13 protein-coding genes are annotated in these 11661 nt (G+C 65.8%); 5 read left to right on the top strand and 8 right to left on the bottom strand.

Annotated features, from left to right (window positions below; translation table 11 throughout):
• Positions 1-46: 46 nt before the first annotated feature.
• From ACQR1F_RS16930 to ACQR1F_RS16920, 3 genes are all read right to left on the bottom strand, one after another.
• Positions 47-418, bottom strand: a complete 372-nt coding sequence (locus ACQR1F_RS16930) for a CsbD family protein (protein ID WP_315804750.1) — start codon at positions 416-418, stop codon at positions 47-49.
• A 74-nt stretch (positions 419-492) separates the two neighbouring features.
• The gene (locus tag ACQR1F_RS16925; RefSeq protein ID WP_315804749.1) at positions 493-1227 is read right to left on the bottom strand and encodes an SDR family NAD(P)-dependent oxidoreductase; all 735 of its coding nucleotides are present in this window, start codon (positions 1225-1227) and stop codon (positions 493-495) included.
• A gap of 121 nt (positions 1228-1348) precedes the next feature.
• Positions 1349-2491, bottom strand: a complete 1143-nt coding sequence (locus ACQR1F_RS16920) for a PQQ-dependent sugar dehydrogenase (protein WP_434913488.1) — start codon at positions 2489-2491, stop codon at positions 1349-1351.
• 136 nt (positions 2492-2627) lie between these two features.
• On the opposite strand from ACQR1F_RS16920, the gene ACQR1F_RS16915 reads away from it, so the two are divergent.
• Positions 2628-3407 (top strand): SDR family NAD(P)-dependent oxidoreductase, encoded by a 780-nt coding sequence (locus ACQR1F_RS16915; RefSeq protein ID WP_434913487.1) that lies wholly within the window; start codon positions 2628-2630, stop codon positions 3405-3407.
• 133 nt (positions 3408-3540) lie between these two features.
• Complete coding sequence (locus ACQR1F_RS16910; protein ID WP_316177294.1) at positions 3541-4428, top strand: TauD/TfdA dioxygenase family protein; 888 nt, start codon at positions 3541-3543, stop codon at positions 4426-4428.
• Positions 4429-4619: 191 nt separating this feature from the next.
• Here the strand turns inward: ACQR1F_RS16910 and ACQR1F_RS16905 are convergent, their stop codons facing one another.
• Positions 4620-5270 (bottom strand): YqgE/AlgH family protein, encoded by a 651-nt coding sequence (locus tag ACQR1F_RS16905; RefSeq protein ID WP_315713870.1) that lies wholly within the window; start codon positions 5268-5270, stop codon positions 4620-4622.
• A gap of 136 nt (positions 5271-5406) precedes the next feature.
• Here ACQR1F_RS16905 and ACQR1F_RS16900 point away from each other — a divergent pair, with 136 nt between their 5' ends.
• From ACQR1F_RS16900 to ACQR1F_RS16890, 3 genes are all read left to right on the top strand, one after another.
• Complete coding sequence (locus tag ACQR1F_RS16900; protein ID WP_434838588.1) at positions 5407-6246, top strand: protein-disulfide reductase DsbD domain-containing protein; 840 nt, start codon at positions 5407-5409, stop codon at positions 6244-6246.
• Between the two features lie 112 nt (positions 6247-6358).
• Complete coding sequence (locus ACQR1F_RS16895; RefSeq protein ID WP_434873360.1) at positions 6359-7735, top strand: lipopolysaccharide biosynthesis protein; 1377 nt, start codon at positions 6359-6361, stop codon at positions 7733-7735.
• A gap of 164 nt (positions 7736-7899) precedes the next feature.
• A complete protein-coding gene (locus ACQR1F_RS16890) occupies positions 7900-8559 on the top strand; it encodes a L,D-transpeptidase (RefSeq protein WP_315804743.1) in 660 nt (219 codons plus the stop codon).
• Between the two features lie 15 nt (positions 8560-8574).
• Here the strand turns inward: ACQR1F_RS16890 and ACQR1F_RS16885 are convergent, their stop codons facing one another.
• From ACQR1F_RS16885 to ACQR1F_RS16870, 4 genes are all read right to left on the bottom strand, one after another.
• Entirely contained in the window at positions 8575-8826 is a 252-nt protein-coding gene (locus ACQR1F_RS16885; protein ID WP_006614646.1) for a SemiSWEET transporter, read from the bottom strand.
• A 112-nt stretch (positions 8827-8938) separates the two neighbouring features.
• Positions 8939-9730 (bottom strand): 3-hydroxybutyrate dehydrogenase, encoded by a 792-nt coding sequence (locus ACQR1F_RS16880; RefSeq protein WP_316177288.1) that lies wholly within the window; start codon positions 9728-9730, stop codon positions 8939-8941.
• A 4-nt stretch (positions 9731-9734) separates the two neighbouring features.
• Entirely contained in the window at positions 9735-10910 is a 1176-nt protein-coding gene (locus ACQR1F_RS16875; protein WP_316177286.1) for a patatin-like phospholipase family protein, read from the bottom strand.
• 145 nt (positions 10911-11055) lie between these two features.
• Positions 11056-11571, bottom strand: a complete 516-nt coding sequence (locus tag ACQR1F_RS16870) for a CAP domain-containing protein (RefSeq protein WP_315804740.1) — start codon at positions 11569-11571, stop codon at positions 11056-11058.
• Positions 11572-11661 lie beyond the last annotated feature (90 nt).

Below are 11661 nucleotides of genomic sequence, written 5' to 3'. Positions count from 1 at the left end.
CGAATGCGGGCCGATTGTCATCTGATCGTCAGGGGGACTTACGGATTCAGTAGCGCCAGCGCTGCGGCGGCTGCGGCCGACTCGGCGAGCGCATCAGCATCGCCAGCAGGAAGCCGATGCCGCCGGCGACCAGGAGCGCGCCCATCGGATTGTCCTGAACCCGCTTGGTCAGGGCCTGCGTGCCGTCACGCAGCGTCTCGGAGCCGTTACCGAATTTATCCTTGGCGAAATCCATCGCCGCATCGCCGGCCTCGCGCGCCGCGTCCTTGGCTTGGCCATACATGTTCTGCACGACGCCCGCGGCCTCGCGTGCACGGCCCGAGGCCTGCGTGCTCTTGTCGCCCAACATCTCGCCGACGCCGCCCTCGATCTTGCCTGCGACATCCTTGGCCGTACCGGTCAGCCGATCCTGATCCATTGCCGCTCTCCTTCTCTGCACTGTGCGGGATTGCTGGCCTGCTAACCGGCCAGCGCGGCGCAGGTTCCGAACGACTACAAAATCAGGCCGCCGTCGACGACGAGGGTCTGGCCGATGATGTAGGACGACAGTGGCGAGGCCAGGAACAGCGCCGCACCGGCCATGTCCTGCGGCGTCCCCAGCCGCCGCAGCGGGATGCGCTGCAGCGCGCCCTCGAGGCGCTTCGGATTGGCGGTCGTCACTTTGGTCATCTTGGTGTCGACGAGCCCGGGCGCGATCCCGTTGACGCGGATGCCGTCTTCCGCCCACGCCTCAGCCAGGGTTCGCGTCAATCCCATCGCGCCGGTCTTCGAGGCGTTGTAGGCCGGATTGCCCATGGTCGAATGATAGGCCGCAGTCGACGAGACGATGATGAGCGCGCCCCTGGCATCGCGCAGCAGGCCGTGAAATTTCGTCGCACAGGCCATCAGGCTGATGAGGTTGACCTCGACCACTTTGCGGAAGCCCTCCATGGCGAATTCGCCGCGGCGGTACAACACCGCGCCCTGCGCCAGCACCAGCACATCGAGCCGATCGAGCCGCGGCGCGAAGCTTTCGATCGCGCCGGGATCGCTCACATCGAGCTGATGGTAGTTCACCCCTGCGAGATCGGAGCCCTCTCCTTCGGCATAATCGGCAGCGCTCGCCCGCGTGCCGCTGATGTCGACGCGCGCGCCCTGCGCGCGAAACGCCTGCGCGATGCCGTTGCCGATGCCGCTCGATCCGCCGATCACCAGCACCGAACGTCCCGTGAAATCGAGTGCGTTCATCTCCCCACTCCTTCCATTGTTGTTTGTCGGATGGTGTGGGGATCGGCGCAGGCCCTGTCAACGGCATCGCGGCTGTGGCGATACCGGCATCGGCACCTTTCGCATCAATGCTGCTGCGCAGCTAATTCATCGGCGTCAGCCGCAGCAGGCGGCCGGGCGAATCGTCCTCGATCACCCAGACAGCGCCATCCGGCGCAACGGCGACATCTCGGATACGCTCGCCCATGTCCCAGCGCTCGGCCTCGTCAGGCTGACCATCGGGCCGGAAGGCAACGCGGACCAGCGCCTGCGCCCGCAAGCCTCCAATCAATGCCGATCCCTTCCATTGCGGAAACATCGGACCATCATAGAAGACGAGGCCGGCCGGCGCGATCACGGGATCCCAATACAGCGCCGGCGGCGCGAGGTCGGGCCGCGTCGCATGCCGCGGGATCGGCGTGCCGTCGTAGTTGTCGCCGTTGGACACCAGCGGCCAGCCGTAGTTCTTGCCCGGCTCGATCAGGTTCAGCTCGTCGCCGCCGCGCGGTCCCATCTCGTGAAGCCAGAGCTTGCCATCTGATGCGAAGGCGAGCCCGTACGGATTGCGGTGGCCGCTGGTCCACGTCTGGGCCGGCACGCCCTTGTCCTCGGCCCTGGGATTGTCCGACGGAGTCGCGCCGTCGAGATTGAGCCTGAGCACCTTGCCGCGGGCCTGCCGTGGATCCTGGGCGCTGTTCGGCTGCATACGGTCGCCGACGGTCAGGAACAGATGCGTTCCCGACGGATCGAACGCGATGATGCCGCCGGGCTGGCCGCCGCCGCCGGCCGGCGTCTGGCGCCAGATGACGACGGGGTCGGTCAGCGCGGCGCTGTCGTTTGCGAGCGACAGCACGGCGCGGGTCAGCACGAGCCGGCTGCCCTCGCTGCTCGGCTCGGTGTAGGTGAGATAGATCTGCGACGTCGTCGCGAAGCTCGGCGACACCGCAATGTCCAGGAGACCGTTCTGTCCGCGCGCCGCGACCGCAGGCACGTTGCCGATCTGGATCTTCTTCCCATCCTGCGTGACGAGAAAGATCCGGCCGGGCTTCTCCGTGATCAGCATCCGCCCGTCGGGCAGGAAGGCGATGGCCCAGGGCGTATCGAACTCGGCGACGGCGCGCGCCTCGAACGGCCGCGCCCCGCTTGCCTTGCGATCGCCCGCATTGATGCTCTCGGCTCGCGCAGCCGCGGTCGCAACGAGTCCCATCACCAATGCCAAGCGCATGAAGGTCGTGGAGAGCACCATGATCACTCCGGTTTGTTGTTTCGCGTCGCTAGCAACGAGAATTCGGCCATGCTGGATCGGTGCCTATCGAATGCGTCCGATCAGTGATAATCCCGACGGCGAGCATGCGATGCGCATTTTTCCGTGAGCCGCAAATATGCACCAGCACAGGCAACTCAGCCGCTCGGTCGAGGGATTGACCGTCCTGATCACCGGCGCGGCGTCGGGGATGGGGCGCGCGACCGCGCACGTGTTCGCAGATGAAGGCGCCAGGGTCGCAGTCACCGATATCGATGAGGACGGAGCCCGCGCGGTGGCGGCGGATATCCTGGCCTGCGGCGGAACATCACGTGCCTGGCGGCTCGACCTCGCCGACCGCGACGCCATCAGCGCCGTCGTTGGCGAGGCCGCGGCGCATTTCGGTGGGCTCGACATCGTCGTCAACAATGCCGGCATCTCGGTGCGCGTCGCGATCGACGACGCGGCCTACGACGAGGCCTGGACAAGAGGGCTTGCGATCATGCTGACGGCACAGCAGCGCGTCATCCGTGCCGCGCTGCCGCATCTGCGCCGCTCGAGCAGCCCGCGCATCGTCAACATCGCCTCCACCGAGGCGCTCGGTGCAACCGCGCTGCACAGCGCCTACTCGGCTGCGAAGGCCGGGGTGACCGGATTGACGCGCTCGCTCGCGGTCGAGCTCGGCCGCGATGGCATCACCGTCAACTGCATCTGTCCGGGACCGATCACGACCGCCATGACCGCGCGCATTCCGGACGAGCAGAAGGCGGTCTATGCGCGGCGCCGCACCGCGCTTGGCCGCTATGGTGACCCCGAAGAAGTGGCGCACATGACCTTGAGCCTGAGCCTGCCGGCCGCCTCGTTCCTCACCGGAGCGGTGATCCCGGTGGATGGCGGGCTGATGGCCCGCAATGCGTGATGTCTGCCGCCCCGGCATGACAGCCGTGCACACGGCGCTCCGCGCCTTGCGTTGACTTCGCACATCGCCGGCGTAGCCTCCATCAGAAGAAGCGGACAGGAGTCCGCCCTCATGAGGACGCGAGGAGGACACCATGGCGATCGCCATCCGACAGCTGCACCCGCATTTCGTCGGCGAAGTGTCCGGTATCGATCTGCGCAAGCCTCTCGCCGGGGACGACGTCGCGCAGCTGCAGGCCGCGATCGATCACTACGCCGTTCTGGTATTTCACGATCAGGACGTCACCGACGCGCAGCAGCTCGGCTTTGCGCTCAGCTTCGGCGAGCGCGAGCAGGCGCGCGGCGGCACCGTCACCAAGAAGGAAGACTACCGCCTAACCACTGGCCTCAACGACGTCTCCAATCTCGGCAAGGATGGCAAGCCGCTGCCACCGGACCATCGCACGCATCTGTTCAATCTCGGCAACTGCCTGTGGCACTCCGACAGCTCGTTCCGGCCGATCCCGGCGAAATACTCGATTCTCTCCGCGCGCATCGTGAACCCGAAGGGCGGCAACACCGAATTCGCCGACATGCGCGCCGCCTATGACGCGCTCGACCAGGAGACCAGGGACGAGATCGAGGATCTCGTCTGCGAACATTCGCTGATGTATTCGCGCGGCGCGCTCGGCTTCCTCGACTACACCGACGAGGAGAAGGAGATGTTCAAGCCGGTCAGGCAGCGACTGGTGCGAACGCATCCCGCGCACGGCCGCAAGTCGCTCTATCTGTCATCGCATGCCGGCGCCATCATCGGCATGAGCATGCCGGAGGGCCGGCTGCTGCTGCGCGACCTCACCGAGCATGCGACACAGCCCGAGTTCGTCTACGTCCACAAATGGCGGCTGCACGACCTGATCATGTGGGACAACAGGCAGACCATGCACCGCGTGCGCCGCTATGACCAGTCGCAGCCGCGCGACATGCGCCGCGCCACGGTCGCCGGCACCGAACCGACGGTGGCGCAGCAGGCGGCGGAGTAGCGCCCTTTCACACACTGTCGTGAGAGATGCCGTCATTGCGAGGAGCGAAGCGACGAAGCAATCCAGAGTCGCGGGCGGGACTCTGGATTGCTTCGCTTCGCTCGCAATGACGGTTGGAGAAACAGGCGATACCTCGATAACGCGCTTCTTCGATCCCGGCGCGCGCCGGACCATCAGCAGGATGATCGCCTCTACGCGTGCCCCGCGGCGTTGGAGAGCATGCCGGGATCGATGCCGATCTTGCGCAGCGCGAGATCGTATTTGGCGTCGACATTGTCGCCGAAGATCAGCTCCGGATCGGCATCGCAATGCAGCCAGCCATTGTCCTGGATCTCTTCCTCCAACTGGCCGGCGCGCCAGCCGGCATAGCCGAGCGCGAGGATCGCGTGCTTTGGACCGTCGCCCTTGGCGATCGCCTTGAGGATGTCGATGGTCGTCGTCAGGCAGACGCCGTCGTTGATCTTCAAGGTCGCGTTGGCGATGAAGTAGTCGCTCGAATGCAGCACGAAGCCGCGGCCGGTATCGACAGGGCCGCCGCTCAGCACCTTCATCGTCTCGGCGCTGTCGGGCAGGCTGATCTGATCGCTCTTCTCGATGATATTCAGTTGCATCAGGAGCTGAGGGAAGTCGATGCTGCCCGCCGGCCGGTTCACCATGATACCCATGGCGCCCTCGGCCGAGTGCGCGCAGAGATAGATCACCGAGCGCTCGAACCGGGAATCGCCCATCACGGGCATTGCAACCAGCAGCTGGCCGTCGAGGTAACCACCGTGAGAGGTGTGATCCCCGATCCCCGTCACTTTGCGGCGAATGTCGCCCAGCCTTTTTGCCTCAGGATTCATCCGCAAGGACTCTCATGATCATCGATATCCTGATATTGGGATGCGCATCTGTCAATCAAGGTTCAGGTCCTCGCGAGGAAATCTGCTCACAAGCATTTCAATGGTTTGCGCCCGAACCGCACTCTAAAGACGTCTCATGTCCGCCTTGGTTCCTCACCACTCTGCCACACTGCTGGTCGCGACCGTCGTATCATCCTGCCTTGCGTTCGGCGCGCAGGCGCAGGATTCCTCGCCCTGGCAGCGCGACAGCCACTCCGCGGTGCGCCTGCTCGCGGGCTCGCGCAGCGGTCCGGTCATGCTGGGCGGCATCGCCCTTGCGCTGCAGCCGGGATGGAAGACCTATTGGCGGACGCCCGGCGATTCCGGCGTGCCGCCACGGTTCGACTTTTCCAAGTCGGAGAACGTCGAAGCGGTGACGGTTCTGTGGCCCGCGCCGACAAAGTTCGATGACGGCGCCGGTGGACACTCGCTCGGCTATCATGATCAGGTCGTGCTGCCACTGCGCATCGTCGCCAAGAACCCCGACAAGCCGATGACCCTGCGCGCCGACATCAGCTACGCGGTCTGCGAGAAGATCTGCATTCCCGTCGAGGCAAAGGCCGAGCTCGCCTTCACCAGCGTCGCCAGCACCGAAGATACGACGCTCTCGGCGGCCCTCGACACGGTGCCGAAGCCGGCCACTGTCGGCGATGCCAATCCCTTGACGATCCGCGACGTCAAGCGCGACGGCCAGAAGGACGTCGTCGTCGACGTCGCCGTCGCCGATCCGCGCAGCGTCCAGCTCTATGTCGAGGGTCCGACGCCCGACTGGGCGCTGCCGATCCCGACCGTGCGCGACAGCGGCATGCCGGGCATCAAGCGCTTCGCCTTCGAGCTCGACGGCGTTCCGCCGGGCGTGAAGCCGGACGGCGCGGCGCTGAAATTCACGCTGGTCGGCCCCGACAAGTCTTACGAGTTCAATTTCACTCTGCCGTGACGGCTGGTGCGCCGCGCGACCGACGCGGCGCCGGTCCAACTCAATCTTAACGTTGCGTTGATAGGGAGGACCATCGCCGCCATCCGCGCGGCCGTGGAGCCGGACCCCCGCCGTGGCCGTGATGGATGCCCGCAATGACCCCGCACCGACCGGCCTCGCGGCCCGCCTGAAGGCGCGCTTGGCCGCGCTCGGCGGCAGCGGCGAGGCTTCGCTGACGCGCCGCCTCGCCGGCACCATCTTCCTGATCCGCGTGCTCAGCGCCGGCCTGGCCTATCTCAGCCAGATCCTGCTCGCGCGCTGGATGGGCGGCTCGGACTACGGCACCTACGTCTATGTCTGGACCTGGGTGCTGCTGCTCGGCAGCATGCTCGATGTCGGCATCGCCTCCTCGGCGCAGAAGATCATTCCGGACTACCGCACCTCGGGCCAGCAGGCGCTGCTGCGCGGCTTCCTCTCCGGCGGACGCTGGCTGACCTTGGCGACCTCCACGGCTGCCGCGCTGCTGCTGGCCGGCCTGGTCGCGCTGCTGTCGCCCTGGATCGACGCCGGCGAGCGCATGCCGCTCTATATCGGCTGTCTCACCCTGCCCGCCTTCGTCGTCGCCAACACCCAGGACGGCATCGCCCGCTCGCACGACTGGATGACGCTCGGGCTGATGCCGCAATTCATCATCCGCCAGACGCTGATCATCGGCTTCACCGCCGGCGCCGTCGTGCTCGGTCTCGATCTCGGCGCCACCGCGGCGATGGCCGCGAGCGCGGCCGCGGTGTGGCTCGCGATGCTCGGTCAGATGCTGGTGCTGAACGACAGGCTCCGCCTCCACATCGAACCGGGACCGAAGCAATATGATCTGCGCGGCTGGCTCGCGATCTCGCTGCCGATCCTCCTGGTCGAGAGCTTCTATCTGCTGCTGTCCTACACCGACGTGCTGGTGCTGCAGCAGTTCCGCTCTTCCGAGGAGGTCGGCATCTATTTCGCGGTGGTGAAGACGCTCGCGCTGGTATCGTTCATCCACTACGCGATGTCGGCGACGACGGCGCATCGCTTCGCCGAATATCACGCGCTCGGCGACAAGGCGCGGTTGTCGGCCTATGTCGCGCATGCGATCAAGTGGACGTTCTGGCCGTCGCTCGCGGCGACGCTGGTGCTGCTCGCGCTCGGCAAGCCGCTGCTGTTTCTGTTCGGCGCGCAGTTCACCGCCGGCTACGACATCATGTTCATCGCCGCGATCGGCCTCGTCGTGCGCGCCGCGATCGGGCCGGTCGAGCGGCTCTTGAACATGCTGGGCCAGCAGCGCGCCTGCGCCATGGCCTATGCGGCGGCCTTCGTCATGAACCTCGTGCTCTGCATCCTGCTGGTGCCGCAGTTCGGCGGCCACGGCGCCGCGGCGGCGACCTCGCTGTCGCTGGCCTTCGAGACCGTGCTGCTGTTCCGGATCGTCAAGCAGCGGTTGGGGCTGCATGTCCTCGCCTTCGGCAAGGCATCTTGAGAAAACCATGTTGACGCATCTGTTGCGTCATCTTGTCCTCGTCTTGTCGGAACTGCGAGCGCAGCGCGCCGCGCGCGACGATCACGCAAGTGTTGGGTGCAACGCCTTGATATTGGCGCGATCCTCCAGGCACATGATTTGATCGCGCGCTGGGGGAGAATGAGATGTCGAGACTGGGGGTCGCACTCTCGCTGGCCGGAACCGTGATGCTGGCCGGCTGCATGGAAGCGACGCTGTCGCCGACGTCGGACGCGGCGTTGACGCCGCGCGACCGCCAGTTGCTGTCGCGCGCGCCTTATGCCGAGGCGCAGATCCCGCAACAGTTCCAGCGGCACATCGTCGACTACACAAGGCAGGAGCAGCCGGGCACGATCGTCGTCGATACCGATGCGCGCTTCCTGTACTACGTTCTGCCGGACCGCAAGGCGATCCGCTACGGCGTCGCCGTCGGCGAGGAGGCGATGGCGTTCTCCGGCGTCGCCACGGTCGGCAAGCTCGCCGAATGGCCGGACTGGGTTCCGACCGCCGACATCCAGGCGCGCCTCGGGCCGTATCCCAAGCGCGTCGCCGGCGGCCCGGCGAATCCGCTCGGCGCCCGCGCGATCTATCTGTACGAGGGCAACAAGGACACCCTGTACCGCATCCACGGCACCAACCAGCCCGAATATATCGGCCAGGCGATCTCGTCGGGCTGCATCCGCATGACCAACACCGACGTCGCCGACCTCTACACCCACGTCCAGCTCGGCTCGACCGTGGTCGTGCTGCCTCCGGGCCAGAGCGTCGCCTCCACCACCCCGAACGTCTTCGCGCGCCGTAGCTGATCGGCTGGCGTCCCGCTAGCCGTAGCGCAGCTTCAAGCCGAGGATCGCCGCCACCAGGCCGAGCGTGATGGCGTTGGCGACGACCAGCGGCAGATCGCTGATCAGCGCGCCGTACAGCAGCCACATCGAGTTGCCGGTGGTCTGCAGCACGAACATGCCCATCGAGATGTCATGGGTCGAGCGCGAGCGCCAGGCCTTGATGACCTGCGGCAGGAACGAGCATGTGGTGCAGGTGGCGGCGCCGAGGCCGATGATGGTGGTCAGCAAGGTGAGGTCCGTGGGCGTGCGTCCAAGAGAAGCACGCTTGTAGAACGGACCGCGCCGAAGCGAAACCCGCCTCGGCGCGAAACTGGCGCTTTGTCCGGCGCTTGCGCGGCGATCAAGCCGCGGTCCAGCCGCCGTCGATCGACAGATTGGTGCCGGTGATCTGAGCCGCATCGTCACCGCACAGGAACAGCGCCAGCGCCGCGACCTGCTCGGATGTCACGAACTCCTTGGTCGGCTGCGCCGCCAGCAGCACGTCGTTGATGACCTGCTCCTTGGTGAGGTTGCGCGCTTTCATCGTGTCCGGAATCTGCTTCTCGACCAGCGGCGTCCACACATAGCCCGGCGAGATGCAGTTGCAGGTGATCTTGAAGGTCGCGAGCTCGAGCGCCACGGTCTTGGTCAGGCCGGCAATGCCGTGCTTGGCCGAGACATAGGCCGACTTGAACGGCGAGGCGACCAGCGAGTGCGCGGACGCCGTGTTGATGATGCGGCCCCAGCCGCGCTTCTTCATGCCGGGCACCGCGGCGCGGATGCCGTAGAACGCCGAGGAGAGGTTGATCGCGATGATCTGCTCCCACTTCTCCGGCGGGAAGTCCTCGACCGGCGAGACGAACTGGATGCCGGCATTGTTGACGAGGATGTCAACCGCGCCGAACGTGGTCTCGCCGAGCGCGATCATGCCGGCGATCTCGGCCGGCTTGCTCATGTCCGCCGGCGAGTGCACGGCCTTGACCTTGTAGTCGCTCTCGATCGCCGTCCGCTCCTTCTCGATATCGGCAGGCGCGCCGAAGCCGTTGAGCACGATGTTGGCGCCGGCGGAGGCGAAGGCGCGTGCATAGGCCAGCCCGATGCCGCTGGTCGAGCCGGTCACGACCGCGGTCTTGCCCTTCAGATTCGTCGTCATTGCTTCACTCCTTCTTGGCGGCAGCGGGACTGCCGTCCTGCGTGAGATCGTAGGTGACCATGGTCTCGCCGGACTGCGGCCGCTGCAGCCAGTCCTTGTGGCGCATCGACTGGTGGACGTCGCGCACGCCCGCCTCCCAATGCTCGACCATCGCGACATGGGAGAAGTCGTAGTCCTTCGATGAGCTCTCGTAGCTCTTGCTGCGATAGATCAGGTGCACCACCGTCACCGTGTTCTCCTGCGCCGCCTTGCACAGTATCTCGAGCGACGGATCGTTGCGCAGCTCGTCCGGCAGCCGGGCGTAGAGCTCGCGCAGCGCCTTGCGCGTGTTGTGGATCATGCGGTTCTTGTCGGTGTTCATCCGCGTCCGGCTGGAATAGCGAATGTCCTTCTCGCGCTCCGCGGCCTCCAGCAGCGTTCGCGGCAGATCGCCGCGCGCGGAGAACAGATCGACCTGGAATATAAGGAGATCGCGATCGGTTTCCATGTCGAGCACGTAGTCGAGCGGCGTGTTGGAGGCGATGCCGCCATCCCAATAGTGCTCGCCATCGATCTCGACCGGCGGGAAGCCGGGCGGCAGCGCGCCCGACGCCATGATGTGCTCGGGCCCGATCCGCTTGCCCCGCTTGCTGAATTCGACATTGTCGAAATAGGTGAAATTGCCGGTGGTGACGCCGACGGCGCCGACGGAGAGCCGCGTCTTCAGATCGTTGATGCGGTCGAAATCCACCAGCCGCTCCAGGGTCCGCTTCAGCGGCGAGGTGTCGTAATAGCTGACCGATTGCGGCGTTCCGGACGGCCACAGCGGCGCCGGCGGAAAGCGCGGCGTGAAGAAGCCGGGCACGCCGAACGCTGCGATCAGCCCGGCGCTGACTTCGTTGAAAGCCGAGCGGTGATGATCACCATTGAGCAGCGGCTTCCACGGCACCGGCGACGACACCATCTCCCAGAATTCCTTGAGACGGCCGATGCGTTTCTCGCGGTCGTTGCCGGCGATGATCGCGGCATTGATGGCGCCGATCGAGATACCGGCAACCCATTCCGGTTCGAAATCAAAATGGCACAGCGCCTGATAGGCGCCGGCCTGATAGGAGCCGAGCGCGCCACCGCCCTGCAGGACGAGCACGCGTTGCGATTCGGCTGGAGTTGCAGGCAGCGGGGGAAATGGATGTTGCGTCATCACTGCGGTCATTAGCAAAGCAAGGCGCCACCGTGGCGTCACTTCGCGGTGACGTCAATCCATCCCCAGGGATAGCACCCTGCACCGGGACGCGTGTCGGCGTCGAGCGCGCCTCCGCTGCACAGGCCCGGAGCGGGCCTGCCCGTTATGACGGCTTCTTGCCGTCCGGCGCGGCGAGGATCATGGTCCAGAACACCTTGTACTTGGTGTTCGGAGCATAGCTCGCGGCGATGCCTATTTTTGTGACACCGCTCTTGAGCATGTTGGCGCGGTGGGGCGGCGAGTCGCGCCAGCCGGAAAACGCTTCCGCCAGCGTGTGATAGCCGGCCGACACGTTCTCGACCGCGACGGTGGCGTCGTAGCCCGCGCCGTTCAGCCGCTTGGCCAGCGGGGCGCGCACGTCATGATCGAGCTTGTTCTTGTCGGCCATCGCCTGCGACTGCGACTCCGCCAGCCGCATCAGCTCGGGATCGACCTCGACCGTGCCGAGCCCGTTGTTCTGGCGGTATTGCGAGATCATCGTCGCGGCAGCGACAGCATCGAGCTTGGCGCCTGCGACCGCCATGTCGGCATACATCGTCGGCGCCTGCACGACCGGCGTCTCGGCCGCGCAGCCGGCGAGCAGGAATGCCAAGGAGAAAGCGAGTGCCCGATGCTTCAATGAACCAGTCCCTATGCCGATACGAGAGGCGGGTTGTTGCACATCAACCGTGGCTGAAAGGTGAATCGGCGGTAAGTTCCGTCGGTACAA

The organism is Bradyrhizobium sp. HKCCYLS3013 (assembly GCF_051167615.1).
Classification (GTDB): domain Bacteria; phylum Pseudomonadota; class Alphaproteobacteria; order Rhizobiales; family Xanthobacteraceae; genus Bradyrhizobium.
Note: the sequence above shows the minus strand (reverse complement) of the source record. Positions and strands in the feature narration are given on the sequence as shown.